13 protein-coding genes are annotated in these 19,447 nt (G+C 46.2%); 6 read left to right on the top strand and 7 right to left on the bottom strand.

Translation table 11 applies throughout. The features are described from left to right. The first annotated feature begins 61 nt into the window (after window positions 1–61). The 4 genes from HQN90_RS03635 to HQN90_RS03620 are packed head-to-tail and all read left to right on the top strand — an operon-like array spanning window position 62 to window position 4,601. A complete protein-coding gene (locus tag HQN90_RS03635; RefSeq protein WP_173216521.1) occupies window positions 62–1,711 on the top strand; it encodes a response regulator in 1,650 nt (549 codons plus the stop codon). Beyond that, a complete protein-coding gene (locus HQN90_RS03630; protein WP_173216520.1) occupies window positions 1,712–3,517 on the top strand; it encodes a cache domain-containing sensor histidine kinase in 1,806 nt (601 codons plus the stop codon). A 38-nt stretch (window positions 3,518–3,555) separates the two neighbouring features. After that, window positions 3,556–3,909, top strand: a complete 354-nt coding sequence (locus HQN90_RS03625; RefSeq protein ID WP_173216519.1) for a CidA/LrgA family protein — start codon at window positions 3,556–3,558, stop codon at window positions 3,907–3,909. Next, window positions 3,906–4,601: an LrgB family protein gene (locus HQN90_RS03620; RefSeq protein WP_173216518.1), complete on the top strand. Its 696-nt coding sequence runs from the start codon at window positions 3,906–3,908 to the stop codon at window positions 4,599–4,601. Before HQN90_RS03625 ends, HQN90_RS03620 begins: the two co-directional genes overlap by 4 nt. Before the next feature lie 164 nt (window positions 4,602–4,765). On the opposite strand, the gene HQN90_RS03615 is transcribed toward HQN90_RS03620, so the two are convergent. The 4 genes from HQN90_RS03615 to HQN90_RS03600 all read right to left on the bottom strand — a co-directional run bounded on the left by HQN90_RS03615 (window position 4,766) and on the right by HQN90_RS03600 (window position 10,146). Continuing rightward, window positions 4,766–5,581, bottom strand: a complete 816-nt coding sequence (locus tag HQN90_RS03615; protein WP_173216517.1) for a sporulation protein — start codon at window positions 5,579–5,581, stop codon at window positions 4,766–4,768. A 32-nt stretch (window positions 5,582–5,613) separates the two neighbouring features. Further along, window positions 5,614–6,381, bottom strand: a complete 768-nt coding sequence (locus tag HQN90_RS03610; RefSeq protein ID WP_173216516.1) for an AAA family ATPase — start codon at window positions 6,379–6,381, stop codon at window positions 5,614–5,616. 172 nt (window positions 6,382–6,553) lie between these two features. Then, complete coding sequence (locus tag HQN90_RS03605) at window positions 6,554–8,017, bottom strand: RICIN domain-containing protein (RefSeq protein ID WP_173216515.1); 1,464 nt, start codon at window positions 8,015–8,017, stop codon at window positions 6,554–6,556. Window positions 8,018–8,976: 959 nt separating this feature from the next. Beyond that, the gene (locus HQN90_RS03600) at window positions 8,977–10,146 is read right to left on the bottom strand and encodes an iron-containing alcohol dehydrogenase (protein WP_173216514.1); all 1,170 of its coding nucleotides are present in this window, start codon (window positions 10,144–10,146) and stop codon (window positions 8,977–8,979) included. 168 nt (window positions 10,147–10,314) lie between these two features. Here HQN90_RS03600 and HQN90_RS03595 point away from each other — a divergent pair, with 168 nt between their 5' ends. Beyond that, window positions 10,315–10,653 carry a L,D-transpeptidase gene (locus HQN90_RS03595; protein WP_173216513.1) on the top strand — a complete coding sequence of 113 codons (339 nt, stop codon included), beginning with the start codon at window positions 10,315–10,317 and terminating at the stop codon, window positions 10,651–10,653. A gap of 66 nt (window positions 10,654–10,719) precedes the next feature. Here HQN90_RS03595 and HQN90_RS03590 read toward each other — a convergent pair whose 3' ends face one another. From HQN90_RS03590 to HQN90_RS03580, 3 genes are all read right to left on the bottom strand, one after another. Further along, a complete protein-coding gene (locus HQN90_RS03590; protein WP_420851031.1) occupies window positions 10,720–11,958 on the bottom strand; it encodes an ATP-binding protein in 1,239 nt (412 codons plus the stop codon). 195 nt (window positions 11,959–12,153) lie between these two features. Continuing rightward, on the bottom strand, window positions 12,154–15,912 hold the full coding sequence (locus HQN90_RS03585) for an ATP-binding protein (protein ID WP_173216511.1): 3,759 nt from the start codon (window positions 15,910–15,912) through the stop codon (window positions 12,154–12,156). A 37-nt stretch (window positions 15,913–15,949) separates the two neighbouring features. Beyond that, window positions 15,950–17,596, bottom strand: a complete 1,647-nt coding sequence (locus HQN90_RS03580; RefSeq protein WP_173216510.1) for a hydroxysqualene dehydroxylase — start codon at window positions 17,594–17,596, stop codon at window positions 15,950–15,952. 229 nt (window positions 17,597–17,825) lie between these two features. Between HQN90_RS03580 and HQN90_RS03575 the strand changes: the two genes are divergently transcribed. Next, window positions 17,826–19,046: a PASTA domain-containing protein gene (locus HQN90_RS03575; RefSeq protein ID WP_173216509.1), complete on the top strand. Its 1,221-nt coding sequence runs from the start codon at window positions 17,826–17,828 to the stop codon at window positions 19,044–19,046. Window positions 19,047–19,447 lie beyond the last annotated feature (401 nt).

The following is a 19,447-nucleotide window of genomic DNA, read 5'->3' as shown; positions in this document are numbered from 1 at the left end:
CGCGATTTTTAGTATATAATTTGTGTAAAGAATAAACAGGTCTTAACCTTGTGGGGGATTCATGTATAAACTTATGATTGTCGAGGATGAACCACTCATCAGAACAGGTCTTAAGCATTATTTTGCTTGGCAGGAACTAGGCGTTACTTCCATTGTCGACGCAGATAATGGAAAGACCGGCATAGAAACAGCATGGCGAGAGCGGCCAGATCTGGTGATCACGGATATTCGCATGCCCGAGATGGACGGACTTCAAATGATTGAACAAATTCGCTTGAAGCTGCCTGATACCGTATTTATCATTTTGACAGGTTTTAATGAATTTGAGTATGCCCAGAGAGCCATCCGCTTGGGCGGTGTGCACGCTTTTCTGCTTAAACCCTTGGAATATGAAGATAGCTTGGCTACCATTCAAGCCTGCATGAAGCAAGTCGTCCACAATCATAACAACGTGCAAACCCATTCCCAGTGGGAACAAGCCTCCAGAGAAAGCAAGCTGTACAAAGGCAGTGAGTTTGTTCAATTGCTGCTTGAAGAAGAACAACTGCTTATTGGAGAAGACGGATTGCAGCATCTGTATGATTTCGACAGCGACAATTACACCTATCTCCCACTTGTCGTCACTTGGCTGCCCGTCATGTCAGCGCTTCCTCCATCCAAAAAAATATTAAGACAGCAAGCTTTAACCATGATCGAACAGGCTGTATCTTTCCTTTATGGCAATCAGATTCACAGACAAACTCTAACCTATATGTACAAATCCAAATTATACGTCATTGTGATCATGGATTCTGGGGGGAGCACATCTGCGCAGGAAAGCGCCCGAGATCACTTAAAGCAATTCATAGAGCAAGTCAATCAAACACTTGCCGTTTCACTGTTCATGGCCATCGGCACGCTGACGAATCAATTGTCGGAGTTAAGTATAATGCTGCAGCAAACGGACAAAGCCTTGCTTCAGCGTTATTATCACAAGGATCGCTCTCTCTTCTTTCTTCCGTCCGGCGATATACCTCATGCCCATAAGACGGCGTTAATTCAACTGAATGAGAATGATAAAAAACAGCTCCTGGCCAGTATTGAAAGCGCAAACGAAGTGGACATTCAGCAGCTTTTACAGCGCTTAGGACAGGAAATCGTAATCCATATGCCCCATATTTCGCCAGCGAAATGGCTAGCTTATTTACAAGAAATCATTAGCGTTTCCATTCGCTTTGCAATTAAAAATGGTATCCCCATCGAAGGCGTATATAGTGATAAGCTATTAACCCTGACATGCGTGGATGATTTCCCGACACTTGATGCTCTCTTTCATTGGCTTGGCGCTTGGATGGCTCATCTGGGAACGGTTTACAAAGGCGGCTCCTCGCACAATCAGCAGCAAGACGTACTGATATTCGAGCATATCGCTTCCTTCATTAAGCAGCACATTGCACAAGATGTGACCTTGCAGATGGTGGCAGACCGTTTCTTCTACAATCCCTCTTATTTAAGCCGTTTGTTCAAAAGAAAGCTCGATAAAAATTACATGCGGTTTGTGACCGAAATTAGAATTGAATATGCACAGGAATGCTTGAAAAAGCCGGAGCATCTGGTAACCGATGTTTGCTCGATGTGCGGCTACAAAAGCTACAAGCATTTTGTCAAAACGTTTCGAAGCATCACGCAAATGACACCAACAGACTACAGGAAAAAATGGGGTTGGTCCTAATTGCCTAGATTGAGACAATTGAAACAAAAGCTTCGCATGAAGCATGTGAATCACCAAATTTTCATGCTGATGATTCTCATTATTACCATACCCTTATTGATTATTTCCGTCATTATTTATCTATTTTCCATGCAAGCCGTCAAAAACGAGTATCAAAGCAGCTCCAATTTAATTCTGACGAATTTATCCTTCAACATCGACCAATACTTGCAAAGCATCGAAAAAGGTACGCTTAATGCTCAAATGGACGGACAACTTCAAGGAGCCTTGGAGAATTGGACACTGGACAAAAACGATAATGGAAATGATCAAAAAATTCAATATGGAAATATTATTGAGCATTTCATTAGCTCGATCGAAATGACGATCAAGAATGTCGACAGCGTACAAATCTATGCCGGTTCCCGCGTCTTCTACTCCACCAATTTCAATCGGTCTGATTACGATGTGAAGGACTTCACGCATGAAGACTGGTATGTACAAACACAGGCGCGCAATGGCGGCATCGTCCTGTTCGGCGCTCACCTTCCTTTTCATCGCGTGAATGCCAAAAATAACGTCATCTCGATTGCCAGAGTGATTAATAAAGTCGGCAGCAAGCAGCCCATCGGCACTATGCTGATCGACATTCGACTGGACTCTTTACGGGAAATTTTAAAGTTATCCGAGGTCAGCAAGCGCAATTTCATTATTATTGATAACAATGGCGGAGTCATTTACAATTCAGAGCGGAATGAATCCAAACCGGCCTTGTCGACAAGCATTAAAAATCAGAATATGGATACCGTCCTCAAAGAAGACGCGGGCAGCTTTTATGCTCATTTTTCCGGAAATGATTCCTTTATTAACTTTGTTACTTCTCCTTATTCAGGCTGGAAGGTTATCCAATATATTGATGAAAAAGAGATGACCAAACAAGCCGATGTTCTGATCAAAATTGTTCTGACTCTCGCCTTCCTCTCACTCGGCACAGCGATCCTGTTCATGTTCATCCTGTCCGCTCGCGTGACGAAGCCAATTATTTTATTAAGCAGACAAGTCAAATTGGTCGGTTTAGGCAAATTCGATGTCGATTTAAGCAGTGACCGGCAGGATGAATTCGGCGTGCTCTATCAAGGCATTCGCAAAATGGTGGAAGACTTGCAAATCTATATTGAGCGCTCCTCCATGGCCAAAGTTCAGCAAAAAGTAGCCCAATACGGTGCCTTAAAAAGCCAAATCAATCCTCATTTCCTTGCTAATGTCCTAGAATCGATTCAGATGAAAGCTGTCATCAATCAACAACGGGAAATTAGCGAAATGGTCGGGATGATCGGCAGACTGTTCCGCATCCATATTCAAACAGGGAAAGAGACTGTTCCCTTAAAGGAAGAACTTGAACATATTCGACTATATGTGAACATACAGCAGCTGCGTTTTGGCGATAAAATTCAATACACAGAACGGCTTGCTGAGGGCAGCGAAAACCTGCAGGTCATGCATTTCTCGCTTCAGCCTTTGATCGAAAATGCGATCGTTCATGGATTGGAACGTCGAAACGGACCTGGCCTGCTCGAAGTTTCATCCATGAAATCAGGCAATGATATGCTCATTATGATTAAGGATAATGGCGTAGGGATGAGCGAGGAGAAGCTTGAGCAGCTGCGCTTCCGGCTTTCTCTGCCTTCTGATACGCTGGATGAAGATCATATCGGGGTTAAAAATGTGCATGATCGTATCCTCTTTTATTTCGGAGAGCAGTATGGTCTAGCTATTGACAGTCAACTGGGAGAAGGAACTACCGTTACGATCCGAATTCCTGCTTAATCCCTGTTTTATCCATACCTATACTTGAAGGTGATCTTATGTTAGGTTTTGCAATCTTGCTTGCTTTTCATTTACTTGGCACTTGGCTTCAATGGAGCCTGCATATTCCGCTTCCCGGAAATGTCATTGGCCTCATCCTGTTTACGATCTCGCTGTTTGCGAAGTGGATTAAACTCTCTTGGGTCGAATCCGCAGCCGGCTGGCTTACAGGGCATATGATGCTGTTTTTTACCCCTTTTGTAGTTGGAACGATGGTTTTTTTCCCACTTATTGCATCCAATTGGTTATCCATTAGCGTTGGCATCATTGGCAGCTCTATGGCTGTCCTTATCGTAACCGGATTTCTCACAACTAAGCTGCAGCGCAAGGAATCGGACGGTGATGTATCATGAGCTTCAGCGAATGGGTCAATCAGCCCTTGTTTGGCATTGCCCTTAGCGTAGTGGCCTATACAGGCGCCCAGCTTATTCAGCAGCGCTGGCGCTGGCTTCATCCGTTGTTTATTTGTTCCGGTTTTATTATCATTCTGCTGCTCGCTTGCCACATCCCCTATTCTGCTTACAAGATGGGCGGGGATATGCTAACGCTCTTATTAGGTCCAGCAACCGTTGCGCTTGGTGTTCCTCTTTATAAACATGCAGGCTTGATCAAACGCCATCTCGCCGGCATTCTCGTTTCCGTTACCGTCGGTTCACTGACCGGTATGATCAGTGCCGCAGCCTTCATCGGGCTGCTTGGCGGAAGCCGCGACATCCTGCTGAGCATGATGCCCAAGTCGGTCAGTTCCCCTATCGCGATAGAGATATCGCGACACTTAGGAGGCTTGCCGGAGCTTACCTCCGTATTGACTGTGCTTACCGGCCTTTTTGGCAGTATGATCGGGAAACAGCTCTTAACGTGGCTTGGCTTCAAGGATAGCCTTTCGATCGGCATCGCCCTAGGAACCGCAGCTCATGGCATAGGAACAGCTAAGCTCGTTAAGGATTCCGAGCTACAGGGCAGCCTTAGCGGTTTTGCCATGGGGGCCGCAGGGATCATTACCTCCGTATTATTTATACCGGTCTATTGGTGGTTGCGAGGGTGACTGCGACTGGAGCAGGTTAGCAGCAAGGCAATGAGCAAAATAAAAGAAGGAGCTGCCCGCAAGTAGATGTATCTACTTATGGGACAGCTCCTTCTTTTGGCTGCAGCAGCATACAGGCTCTGGAAGTGCTCGCAAAGCTGCTTCACAACGTACCCAAGCTGCTTTCAGCCTTCCAGCAACTCATCAAAAATCTCCCTGAATCGGTCCGCCACAGAGGAAGCACCTTCCTCCAGCTCTTCCGCATCGAAATAATAACGCTCATGAGATTCGTCCAGATCAAGCATATCAGCCATAAGCCCTTTGAAGCCGCGCGTTTTGCGGTCGAACTCCATAATGATGTCAACACCATCTTCATCTGGGTACAAAACAAGCTCAAGCTCATCCACCGTGCTTCGGTACTCCCCATTTTGATAAGGAATGAATTCGAAATTCTGAATAAACGGCAAGTGATAATCCGCTTGCGGGTAGTATTCGTTCTCCGCTTGATGCAAATGAAAGCCCAGTTCTTCCAGCGCTTCAAAAATGACAGCAACATGCGGATGGGCCAATACTTCAATGTCATCCCGATCGGAAGGATCAACGGCATTATTAATATCCAAACCCGTTCGAATCCAAATCGGACTTACACCGATTGAAATTGGCGTTTCATGTGGAAGCATGAACTCAAAAGGAATTTCAAGCTCTTCCCCTGGCGCAAAAACCAGACTCTCCGCAAGCAAAATATTCGCTACCACGATGCTTTCTTTCTCTAAACGCACTTCCGTGCGACCATCGCGATTGGCATCCGTCTCCACTGGCTTCAAGTATTCCGTCATAATTTGAAAATAAATACGATCTACCTTTTGCTCAACACTTCCGCCTTTAGCTTTAATAATCCCTTCAACGATCTCACCAGGTATAAATTCTTCCGTATGAAACTGCGTATCTATATCCACATTGCCAATTCCCACTCGGGCTAACATTTTCTTAAAAAAGGCCACGGCTGAATAATCCCCCTATATGTATCATAAATTTAATCTTCTTGCTCGCTGTCATCATCCTCTGCAAACAACGCCCGGAAATACCGTTCTCTATGGTTCAAAAAATCTCTCGTCAAATTAAAATGATCTGTGTCTTCATACTGGATTGGCTCAATGGATGTTTCTGAAAATTGCAAAATGCGCGCCTGAGGATAAGCCATTAAGATCGGAGAATGGGTAGCAATAATAAACTGTGCTTGGCCTTGCTGTTCTAATTCCCAAATAATCCGCAAGAACGCCAGCTGGTTTTGGGGGGATAAAGCAGACTCTGGCTCGTCCAGCAAATAGATGCCCTTGCGATCCAATCGGTTTTTAAAAAAGGTCAAAAACGCTTGTCCATGCGACTGCTCATTGAGCGATTTCCCGCCATAAGGCGCGTAGGCCGATTGGCCCACGAAAGGTTCTTTCGCCAATTGATCTATATAGCCGGCAAACGTATCAAAAGTCTCCGCCCGGAAAAAGAAACCGTTGCTGATCTTTGGCAGCCATGACAATCTCATAATTTTGGCTAGTGATACATCGTCTTTCTCCTTGGTAATGGTAAGATCTCTGCCTCCTACGACACTAAACCCGCAGGACACGCCGATGGCTTCCAGCAGCGTTGATTTGCCAGAACCATTGTTGCCAATAAAGAAGGTCACATTGGATTCGAACCGATACTCATCAAAGGACTGGATGGTCGGGATATGATATGGATATTGATCTTTCTCCACTTGTGACAACTGGGACCAATCTAGGGAAACTCGTTGTAAAAATGGCATTCGTGTTGGTAGCTCCTCCATGCGTATGACGTTAATTCCTCGACGTTCTCCCCGTCATGATGTTCACTTTTATCCTAGCAGAATCATATAAAAATTTCCATATACGATATTCGATGACACGCAAAAAACTATCCCTCGTAAAATTGTACGAAGGATAGTTTTTCAAGTTTACCTATTCAACTTTCAAAAGCCGCCATTGTTGATTTTTACCGCCATTGTCCGTCCATTGAATCGCTGCGCCGCCATTCGTCTTGGAAGCACCGGAAATATCAATGATTTTCGATGTTGCTCGATTTTTCAGCTTGAAATTCCCGGCTCCGCCATCCACAATTTGCCAGTGCTGACTCGTCCAGCCGCCATCTGCCCACTGCTCGATGATTGCGCCATCTGCGGTTGAACCACTCTCAACGCCGATTAATTTGCCGCTGGCGCGATTCATAATTTTGTAGTATCCGCTGCCGACACTGACGAATTTCCATTGCTGACTATACCAGCCGCTATCGATATATTGTTCCAGATTATCGCCGTCAGCTGTCCCTTGATTCAGGACGTTGAGCGCTTTGCCCCCATTGCGGTTCTCCAGAATGTAATAAGCATTCGTATCGATCGCCGGCGAGGAAGCCGTCACCGTCCCTGTGCTTATATCCAAACTGACATTGCTGCCCCAGCTCATGGATAGTGAAGTGCTGGAAGGAAACGACAGCGGCAGCCAAACATATCGGGATTCCATCACCTTGCCGCTCCAAGCACCAGCCCAGCGATCCCCCATGTAGAGATAAGTCGTTGAGCTGGAGCCTTCTATCGGCAGCACATAGGCGCTTTGAGAATCATAGGTTGTGGCGTCACCGAAATTACTGAGCCCGCTCCAAGTTCCTGTAATACTCGTAGCTGTGGCGTATTTCCCTTGGTTCGGATCCCAACCGGTCGCACCGGAAGTTACCAGAAAATAGACGCCATTCCGTTTAAACATAGCCGGCGCTTCACGGTATTGCCCCACCCATAACGTCTGAACCAACGAATCAACACCAAGGAAATCGGGCGTTAATTTATAAATGTTCATATCTGCATTCACTCTTGTTGCCGAAATCAAATAAGCGGTCCCGTTATCGTTGAAAACGGTCATATCCCGCGAATCATAACCAAGCGGACGGAAGCTTCCTTGATACGTATAGGCTCCATCCACTGTGCTGGATGAAGCCACTGCTGTCCGCGCTTGCCCATAGTCGACGCCATTTTCCCAATGCATCCATAGGACGAATTTATTCGTTGAGCTGTTATAGATAACTTTAGGCCTCTCAATATTAGATACATTCAGTTCAGCTGCTGAGTTTTTCGTCAGGACATTGCTGCGGAACTCCCATGTTTTGAGATCACTCGAGCGGTAGCAGGACACCGCATTGAACGTACCGTCCGCATTACGATTTTCACCAAACCAGTAATAATAGCTGCCCACTTTAAGAATACCACCGCCATGAGCATGAATGATATTTCCACTCGTGTCCTTGAACTGAATGCCATTCTGCACGTTTACGGCAGCAGCCTCTGTTTCATTTGAAAATAACCAAACACTCACCAGCTGTAATCCCAGCACAACGACCAACAGGTAGCATAAAGAGCGAAGCATTGTCTTTTTCATCACAAAATCCATCCTCTCTTTGGTTGCATTTGTGTACATAGGTTTGGCTTCACAAGCTGTTCCTTTTACAAAGATCACTGGCGATTAAGCGCTTACATAATTACGAATGCATCACCTCCTTAGACTTACAATATAAGGAAAGCGGGCTTTATTTCTACTGAATAATCCCGCAGAAGTATGAACTTTTGCAACTTTTTGGGCGCTAAAGTAAGAAAAACCGTCAGGAAAAACATCCTGACGGTCCTTTTATGTGTAAACCCATACTTTTGTCTGCGGGTAGGAATGGATGTGGGGTTCCAATCGCAAAGCGCCTTTACACCCTCACACCCATCCCTCTTCTGTTCTACTTCGAGCTGCCTTCCACTTCTGGCGAAAAAAAATGAAAGAGAATCTGAGTTATCCCCTTACGATTCTTTTACGTGCAGCCGGGCGAGACTGCTTTTTTCGCCGCCTCAGCGCGGGTCGGGGGCTTTTCGGCTGCTGAGACTGCCTTTTCGGCAGGCTCAGCGAGCATTCGCGAAGATTCCGCCCACTTCGCCGGGCGAGACTGCTTTTTCCGCCGCCTCAGCGCGGGTCGGAGGCTTTCCGGCTGCTGAGACTGCCTTTTCGGCAGGCTCAGCGGGCATTCGCGAAGATTCCGCCTACTTCGCCGGGCGAGACTGCTTTTTCCGCCGGCTCAACGCGGGGCGGAGGCTTTTCGGCTGCTGAGACTGCCTTTTCGGCAGGCTCAGCGGGCATTCGCGAAGATTCCGCCCACTTCGCCGGGCGAGACTGCTTTTTCGGCAGGCTCAGCGGGCATTCGCGAAGATTCCGCCTGCTTCACCGGGCGAGACTGCTTTTTTCGCCGCCTCAGCGCGGGTCGGAGGCTTTTCGGCTGCTGAGACTGCCTTTTCGGCAGGCTCAGCGCTAGATGCTCTTCCCCTTCTACTGACGCTGTCCCCCGCGTCAGCCCCTATTTTTCACGATAAAGATCGCAGCAAAATGTCTCTAACCGTATCCCGAGTCATGATTTTATACTGGCCTACTTGGTCTTTCATGAAGGATTTATGCACGAGCTCGTCAAGTCGGCTGTCATCGATCCCATAATCGCCAAGTCGATTCGGCGCTCCGAGCGAATTCCAGAAATCGCGAAGGGCCTGACACCCTTCAATAGCAACTTCATAGTCTGTTTTACCTGTTGAATCTATGCCAAATACGGCTACGGCCAGCTTCTTCATTCGGGACGGATCTTCTTCCGCACAATGCCGCATCCAGTTCGGGAATACGATGGCTAAGCCGCCACCGTGTGGAATGTCATAGATCGCTGACAAGCCGTGCTCAATCTGATGCGATGCCCAGTCTCCGCCATCCGTGCCGCTGGACAAAAGCCCATTGAACGCCGTTGTACCAGCATACATTACGGTAGCTCGATGCTCATAGCTGTTCAAATTAGCCAGCAGTTTCGGTGCGGCTTCAATGACGGTCAATAAGACAGATTCCATGAAGCGGTCCATCATCTCCGCATGCTCTGTTCTGTGGAAATACTGCTCAAGCACATGCGACATCATATCGACAATCCCATAGACCGTCTGATCCCTTGGTACCGAAAAGGTGAACTCCGGATCCAGTATGGAGAATGTCGGATAAGCAAAAGGGCTGCCCCAGCCGCGTTTCTCGTTCCGTTCCCAATGCGTAATGACGGATATATTATTCATCTCTGAGCCTGTAGCTGCAAGCGTCAAAACCGTACCGAACGGAAGCGCTCGGGTTGGCGTCGCTTTGCGGGTAATGATATCCCAGACATCCCCCTCATAATAAGCGCCGACGGCAATAGCTTTTACACAGTCAATTACACTGCCCCCGCCAACGGCCAAAATGAGGTCAATCTGATTGTCGCGGCACAATTGTATCCCCTTCTGTACCGTTGTAAGCCGCGGATTCGGTTCAACGCCGGATAATTCGACGACTTCGGCTTGCATATCTTCAAGCTGTTCTCGGACAGCATCATAAACGCCATTTGTTTTTATGCTCCCGCCGCCATAGACGAGTAATACTTTTTTGCCGGCAGTACCCAGCTCCTGCTTTAACTGCTTGATCTGCCCTTGACCAAACCAGATTCGGGTTGGATTATACTGTAGAAATGACTGCATGTCTGTCTCTCCTTTGATGACTGAATTCTTCAAAATTATATCATATGTAGACAGAAATTCCGAAAACGAGTGAATCCATGTCAAAGTATCAATTATCCTATGCACGATTAGCAAACGCCCTGTTCATCCCCAGCCATCTTTCATAAGATAGACAGAGGTGATCCATTCATGCCTAACTATCGAATTATTGTCGACCTGACCGATTTTCAATTGTATCTGCTGGATGTCAATCGTGTCGTACGCGCGTTCACCATAGGCATTGGCAAAATGCTAACCAAAACACCCACAGGCGAGTATTTTATCATTAACAAGCAGCCTAATCCCGGCGGTCCTTTTGGCGTATTCTGGATGGGTTTAAGCAAGCCGCACTATGGCATTCACGGAACCAATGATCCTTCCTCGGTTGGCCGGAGAACCTCCCATGGCTGTATCCGGATGTTTAACGAGGATGTGCTTCAATTAGCTGCTATCGTCCCCATTCACACGCGGGTTACAATTCGCTCCTAACGAAAAAAAGAACCGTATATGTCACATACCATCATGTGAGACATACGGTTCTTACCCAACTGCCGATTAGATTCGATGCACAGGCAGCGAAAACGAAATACTGCAGCCTTTGCCCAGCCGGCTCTCTGCCCAGATCTGCCCGCCATGATATTGGACAATCTCCTTGGCAATCGCGAGTCCAAGTCCACTGCCGCCTGACGTACTCCGTGATTTGGATACCTTATAGAATCTTTCGAAAATATGCGGTAAGTCCTCTTCGCTAATCCCAACACCGGTATCCGTCACTCGAATAACGAGTTCAAAAGGCTCCGGTCTTATGGTGACAAGCACATTAATAAATCCACCTCGGGCAGAAAATTTAATCGCATTGTACAAAATATTCGCATACACCTGTTCAATACGATCCGTATCTACCGTGAGAAGCAAATCTTCTCCTTCTGTCGGAGACATATCCAAGGTATACGTAATTCCCGCATTTGCCGCGTCCAGCTCGTATTTGGCAAACAATTGCCGAACCATCGTTTGGCAGGAAGTTGGAGCCAGCTGGAAATGAAACTGTTTGGTCTCAAGTCGACTAAGCTGGTATAAATCCGTAATAAGCCGCTGAATACCCACTATTCGCATATGAACGACTGACAAATACTTTCTTTGCTCTTCAGGCTCTTGAATCACACCATCCAGAATAGCCTCAACATAGCCTTGGATCGACGTTAACGGCGTTCCCAAATCATGTGAAATATTGGACAACAAATCCCGGCGCGATGTTTCCATCAGGATCAATTCATTCGTCCGCTCTTTCACTTTGGACTCCAAATCGTTGTACAATCTTGCATTTTCAATGGAGATGGCCGCCTGAGCCGAAAGCAGCTTGATGATATCCAAACGATCGGAAGTAAACGCATTGCGAATTAAATTATTTTCCAGATAAAAGACCCCAACGAGATTGCCTTGATGCAGGATAGGCTCACAGAAAATGGATTTCGCGTCAGTCTCGCGAATATACGGGTCGTGGGTGAAGAAGCCGGTATTCGCAGCATCGTCCAGTACGACACCTTCTTTGGTACGTGCTACGAATTGAATGACCGCTGCTGGGAGATCTTCTTTCGTTTCTAGCGCAACCGGGTTCACGATGCAAGAATCTTTCCCGTCCAGAGCCAGCATTTCGGCTTCAACAAACAAGTTGTCTCTCTCTTTGAGAACCAAAATGCTTCGCTCTGCGCCGGAGGAAAATGTAACAATCTCCATTAATCGCTTGATTAGTTGCTCCAGATTGACCTCACTGGACAACGATCGGGATGTGTTCATAATCGTCATGAAGTCTAATGCCTGCAGCGAGTAATCGCTAATATTCGTTGTACTCCAATCCTGCTGTTCCTTCAATGAGGTTAAATAATTCGGATACCTCATCTTCAGCTCATCAGCTTTGGCCTTCGCTCCCCAGCTCAAGTAACCGTAGTAAGCATCTATCAAATAGGTTTTGGCGATTTTATCACGGCCGGCTTACTTATACAGCCGCCCTGCCAGCTCGCAAGCAATGGCTTCATGTTGAATAAAGCCTTGCTCCCTTGCTTGACGAATGGCATGTTCATATCCATGCTCCGCTTTCGGCACATTGCCAGTCACGCGATTCCATTCAGCATGCATCAGCAAGCTCAAGTGGGAGAAATTTTCCGGACAATGCGCAGCCCATTTATCCATCTTGCGCAGCATTTTGCGCATCAACTTAGCGAACATCTTTTGTTCAACAACGGCTGCATCCTTGTAAACAGCCGCAATCGAAAGTGCGTAATAGAAATAATTCTCAGGAATATGGAACAAACCGAAAGAAACAGCTTGCATCGGTTCGGCATCCTTGCCAGCTTTAAGCGCTTCCGCATATTGTCCGAACAAATAATTAATCATGATTTTCTTCACTTTGTATTCATGCAAGATAACTTGATTCGAATGAATCTCCAGCTTGCGAACGAATTGTTCCTCGTCTTCTTCATCAATGCCAATAATGAGGGGATTCGCTGCTTTCCCTTCCAGATTCAGAATGACCATGCGAAGCATCTCCATCATAAGCAGCGTATCATGATGATTCGTTTGCTCTAGAATGCGATAGTGCTTATCCAGATCCTCCTGCACTTCAGCAAGGGCGACACCTTGAAAATCTTTCACCAAGACCTGATACGTAAGCGCATACCCGGCAAAAACCAAGTCCCCATCCTCGATCCCGCTTTTGAACGATTCTTGCAGATGCTCCAAGCACACTTGCAGAGGCTTAACCCATGGGGTAACGAATAATCCGAAGGAAAAGTGGCTTTTGCTGCGGAACTGATGGGACTGAAATCTGGCATTCATTCTGTCCCCCAACTGACCATATTGATAGCCAAGCTGATAATCGCCGAAGCCTGATCCCAGGATCAATCCATAAGACCCGTATACGTAGGCCATAATGGAAGAATTCCCGTGTTTCAACGCACTCTTGGTCATAATAAACATAAACAACACAAATAAATTCGTATTCACGAAATAAGCAGAGACTGCTATACTCATCATCAAATTCATGAGCCGCGTCATGTAGGCATCTTCCATCAGTGGCAGATCATACAATTGAAGTGTATTCTTCCGCCCAATCTTTGCTTTCAAATTCATATAAGCCAAGAAAATATTCACACTTGTTGGCTCTTTCGGAATCCGAAGTCCTTGCTCCGCTAATGCTTTCAAGCCCACTTCCACACTTTTGTGCTGTTTCCCGACATTCGTATACAAAATCACTTGTAAATTATAGACTTCCAGCTTTAATTCGTTCGTCCGCGCGTCGGAGAGCAGCAGTTCGTAGGAAGCTTCCGCCTCGTCCGCCTGGCCGTTCAAATAAAGCACCTCAGATTTCTCCAATCGAATAGAAAAGCTAAGCTCTGCCAATTCTGTACCTTCTACCAACCTCAGTAAGGCCAAAGCTTTATTGTAGTATTGCAGAGCAGAGCGGTAGGCATTGGAGGATTTGGCTTTGCGGCCTGCGCGAAGATTAAACTCGAGCAGTTGGATAATCTCCTGTCGCCCCGCGATTAGAGCAGAACCGATGTTCATATGATTCACGATATCGAACAACCGCTGTTCGATATCTGTTTCATGTAAATGTTCCATCAGCTTATTCGCGATCGTGTAATGCATTTCAGGCAGCAGCGCTTGCTCAATGGAACCATAAACGGCTTCTTGAATTGAATCATGCACAAACATAAACCGGATGTCTTGCGCCGCTGAATTCCCCTGTATTTCGGTGTAAAATTTATAATCGGTTCCCACTGGAATAATAAGGCCGGTTTGAATTGAAATTTCCAATTCCTGCAAAACCTCGGCAAACGGGGTCATAGCAATGATTCCCAGTGCTTCCAAATCAAAAGAAGCGCCAAGACAAGCAGCCAACCGCAGTAAATACTGTGTTCTAGGCGGCATGCGCTGGAGCTTCTCCGCAAGGAGAAACATCAGGTTATCCGTAATCCGAAGCTTCTGAATTTCATTCATATCCCAAATCCAACGATTAGCTTCATAACTGAAGGTCAGCAAATTCTGTTCATACAACGCCGTTAGAAATTGCTTGACGAAAAAGGGGTTGCCGCCGGTTTTTTGCAGGATGAGCTGTGCCAGCTCCACCACCTGCTGATGCTCTGTTTTCAATGAATCCGCAATCAGCAGTTGAACATCCCCAATGACAAGCGGCTGCAGACGGATCATCTCTGAAGTAAGTCGAGCTGGCAGCTTATCCAGCAGTTGAACATGCGTAGAGGATAACAGATTGTCATACTCGCTTCGATAGGAGCCAATGAAGAGGAAGTGCCGCATCTGCGAATCGTTCAAAAGCAGCTCAATAAATTGCAAAGAAGCGGCATCCGCCCACTGCAGATCGTCGAGAAACAAGACAATTGGCCTATCCTTGGCACAGAAAATGAACAAAAATTGCTGCAGCAAATAGTGTAATCGATTCTGCGTCTCCTGCGGAGGCAGTTGCTTGGCATTAGGCTGTTCACCGATAAGTAGCACAAGCTCCGGTATAAGATCGATCAAGACTTTACCGCTTGTCCCCAGTGCTTTGAGCAAACGTCCGCGATACTCTTCAATCTGTTGATCTTTCTCTGTCAAAAGCTGCCGAACCAGTTGCCGCAAGGCCCTCGCCAAAGCATGGTAGGAAACATGCTGCTTGTTCGGTTCGAACCGGCCTGATAAAAACCAACCATTATCCTTCATGATGGTTTTCATCGTCTCGGCAATCAGAAAGGACTTGCCATACCCGGATTCCCCTGTTACCCAAACGGCTTCAAGTGATCCATGCACAGCACGTCCATATACATGAAGGAGCTTCTCAATTTCATTCGCGCGGCCGTACAAGCCTTGCGGGATTTGAAACATATCGGTCATGTCATAGAGTCCAATGGCAAAGTGCTCCAGCTCATCCGGCGACTTGCTGATCATCAAGCAATGCTCAAGATCCTGAATGATGCCGTAGGCGCTTTGATAGCGCTCTTCCGCATTCTTCGCAAGCAGCTTCATCACAATATCCGAAAGCGGCTTAGGAATATCCATTCGGATGTTGTCCGGTGGGATTGGCGTCACCGCTAAGTGTGAATGAATCAGCTCTACCGGATCTTCCGTTTGAAACGGAAGGATCCCGGTGAGCATTTCATAGAATGTAACGCCTAAGGAGTAATAGTCGGAGCGATAATCGATAATCCGATTCATACGCCCCGTTTGTTCGGGCGACATATAGCTAAGCGTCCCCTCAAGCATGAGGGGGTCCAGCATTTCCTGCCGTTCTCTAGTGAAAGACGAGATGCTGAAATCCGCAAGCTTCATAATCTGCCGTTCCGGATTCATAATAATATTGCTAGGTTTAATATCTTTATGTATGACATAGCGTTGATGAATATCTCCGACAATTTTGATCAATTGGATCGCATAGATTAAGAACGCTTGTAATGACTGGCGAAAAAGCGGGAAATATGCAGATAACGTATCTCCATCAAAATCTTCCAGAATAAGTGCGACACCGTTCTGATGCTTGGGCAGCCCGAGCGGCTTAACAATGCCGGGAATATCCAGCATTTTACCAATTTCAAATTCTCGCTTCAATCTGGCAATATCCGTGGAAAGTGGAAAATCAGAGCGCAGTGTTTTGATAATCACTTTTTCCATGGTCGGTTTATGAACGGCCCGATAAAGCACGGTTCGGTCACCTTGATATATTTGTCTGATTAATTCGTATTCGGGCAAAATAAGCATAAACTCCTCCTAGTAAAACAAGCAGCTAGGTACGTCTCTAAAAAAGCTTGCCATCCCAAGGAAGTCCTTTTTCAAAACGACGCTTGTCATGGTGATGATAAGGCTTCAACACATCAATATTCCAAAGCTCAAACGTGTACATATCCCAAATCTCACATGGCTCTTCTGTAGAATTGTCTTGCTTCAAAATCGCATTAACCGCCCGACGCGCCGCTTCATTCGCTCCTTCCATAGTTGCTAGATTCGTATTCGTACGAACGTAGTCAGCAGCAAGAAACAGATTGGGAATTGCCGTGTAGGCTTCCGGTCTTAAATCCCAAGTACCAACACGATTAATAAGCAGCGGCTCCATATTCGTACATGCTTGTTCGGGGTTCTCAAACTGTATATCGGTATCCAAGAACCAAGAATGCAGCACTTCATCTTCCAAAATAACAGCGCCATCTACATTCAAACTTTTCTTCATTTGTGCCCATACTTCTGCCTTAATTTCTTCAGCCGTACAATAGGTAGCGGACTTGCCGAACAAAATACCAGGGGTGTCCCAGTCGGAAATATCAACGGATAAAACACCTTTCACGGTGCCGTCCCCATATTGGCTAAGATCAACATCCGGCCAGAACTGTTTCTGGGAAACCGATGTCAGCGACCAAGGCGCATCTAGGTAAATAACATGACCATGCGTGATCGGCAGCTCTTCCTTCAAATAATACTGAATGCCGTTCATCCAAGCAACAGAATCTACAAGCTTTTGTACGCCGGCAAGAGAAGGATCTGCCTGCAGCATGGCATCCGTCACGAATTTCCCCATCACTTCCACAGGGAAGGCAGCAATGTAATAATCCGCCTCAATGTCAAAGGTTTGACCATTTTCCGTAATTTTGGCTCCACGAATCACGCCATCCGCGCAATCTAATCTTTCAACTTTGGCTGCCAAATGATAATCTACGCCATGCTCTTGTAAAAAAGCGAGCCAAGGATTAATCCATTTATCATTCGTTGGACCGTTCAAAAGACGTACGAAGCTTGTACCTGGTGTTGTAATATCTAGGGTCATTTGCACTGCGACAGGGCCTACCGTCTGGGTGTTAGCGATTTTGGATTGGCAAGCAACGAGGGTTTTGGTAAATCCAGCGAATATTTTTTGAAAGGCAGGGGATTGTTGATCAGCCTCAATAAAGTTCCACCAATCAATAAGATTATATTCATCACGAATACGTTCATCACAGCTGGTCATCACCTGCCACATCTTGCGTCCGTATTGTTCTATGTCTTCTACCGTAAGTCCTAAACCGTTGTCAAAAAGATCCTTAAGCACGACCAAGAAATTATCTAAGCTGAATTCGATTTTAGCCAGCAGCGGCAGCAGCGGAGCTGTATAGGTTGCAATGTCTAAACGTGTTACTTCCATTAAGTTATCATACACATAACCATTTTCATATGGAATTCGTTTCAACGTATCAATAACATGCCGATAAAAGCGAGGAAATAAGCGGAAGCCATGCTCCCCGGGAAGATCTTTCCTGCCATCTGTCCCGCTTCCGACGTAAGGCATACTTCTGGCTTTTCCCCCTGGAATACTCTTAAACTCGTAGACTGAAACCTCATAACCTCTGATAATTAGCTCATGCGCGGCACTTAATCCAGCGACACCGCCGCCCAAAATTGCGACTTTTTTCACCATTTTTCCTCCTCAATTTGGATCTTATTGTAAATAATTCTGTAAATCCATCATATCATCTAGGTCATACGAATCATAGACTTTAGTTCAATAGAAATAGAAAAAGAAAATAGAAGACAAACCATCCCGTTTTCTATTCCGAATATGTTTGATCCTAAATTCCTAAAAGTGCACGAATCATATATAATAGAGAGAAATCCTGAAGAGCTACTTCGGAGAGGATGTTATTCGCATGCAAAACAAAATAGGAACAAGGTATATGCCGGGAGCTCCGATCCGCTCTTTACCACAGGGGAAACTGACGTACGGTGACGATACATTTCTGACACGAAAGGTCCTTCTTTATCAAATAGAGCTGAGTGCCGGGCAATCTGGCGTCGATTATATCCGCAAACTTAATCATAAAGCAGCATTCATTCATGATGGCTTTCAGCATATCCTCGACACCTCGGTTGATGAAGCTTCCGTAACAATCATCCTGCAAGCCAAACCTGGTTCCTTATTCTCCCAAAGAATGAAGGGTTGGACGTATCCTCATATCGTCACACTGATTGCCGATCTCGGAGTTTCCTTGCTGGATGCCATGGAAGAGCGCATTACAGGCTTCTCCGTTGATCCCGAGAATCTCTGGCTTTCAGATCATGATAAGCTATCCGTCATCAATTACTGGGACCTGGGCAATCCACAGAACCAAGGGGCTGTGGGACTTTGCCGCTTAATGATTCAACTCTTCACGGGAACTGACACGATTCCTGGCGCTTTTGAAGTGATGCATACGCATTTGGAGCGTGCTTCCATTCCTTCTGCCACTTATGAGCAAAAGTTGGCCCTGATTCGGCTGGTGAAGCTTGTCTGCCAAGGCCAAGCCTCTCTCTCCTCGCTGATATTCGGCTTGCGAAGCTTGCCTTCATCCGCACATCAGCAAGACTCAGAACCTATACATAGCGAGATTGTACATCCAAATCGGTCGGTCGATAAGCCTCAGGATGATGAACCTATGGAAACAGCAGAAACACGCTCAAACCGAAAACCAGAACAATCCGCCAGCTGGCTAAAAAAAGCCGCGCTTGGCGCAATCGCTCTATTCGTCGTAGTCCTTATTATCGTCTGGGCCCTATGGCCTGCAAATAAGCCAAGTCAGCCTGTTGAGGTGCCACCAACCCAAACAGACACAAAGCAATTGCCTCCGACAGCAACTCCGGTGGCTAGCCCAACTCCGAAGCTTCGAGGAGATTCAACCAAACAAGCCGAAGAAGTCGTCATTCCGAATCTCATCGGCCTATCCCAAGAAGACGCTCACCAGCAAGTGCTGGCTGCAGGGCTGCACTATGAATTTTTCATTGAGGCAAGCGATTTGCCGAAGGGAACCGTCATTAGACAAGACCCGCCGGCTGGCACCAAAGGCTTAGAGGGCGACAATGTCACCTTCTGGTTGAGCAAGGGAAATAATTAGAAGGTAATCTAATTCAGTACCTGCGCCTGCTTCCGCTACGAAGTCACCCTTATAAGCATTGATACTTAAAAAAGCCTATAAGCCCCCTCATAAAGGGACTTATAGGCTTTTTTCGATAAACCGAGATCTTTTGCTTACGTAAATGACGAACGTGAGTTGATAAAATGAGATACGCCTGCATGCTAAGCAGTGAATAGCCTAATGACTTTCGCACACATCATTTGAGATTTTGTGCTTCTATTCGCTCAGGGCGTAGGGTCCCAATACGCGAAAGCCTGCAAAAATGGTTACTACTCAGGACCTTATTCAAATTCTAAAATTTGGTTTAATAGATAGTACCAATACTTAGAGTGAACGAGGTGAGAGGCATAATGAATATAGAAGAAATTGATCGGATTATG

Source organism: Paenibacillus alba (assembly GCF_013204855.1).
Classification (GTDB): Bacteria; Bacillota; Bacilli; order Paenibacillales; family NBRC-103111; genus Paenibacillus_E; species Paenibacillus_E alba.
The sequence above is the reverse complement of the archived record's forward strand: the minus strand, read 5'-3'. Positions and strand labels throughout refer to the sequence as shown.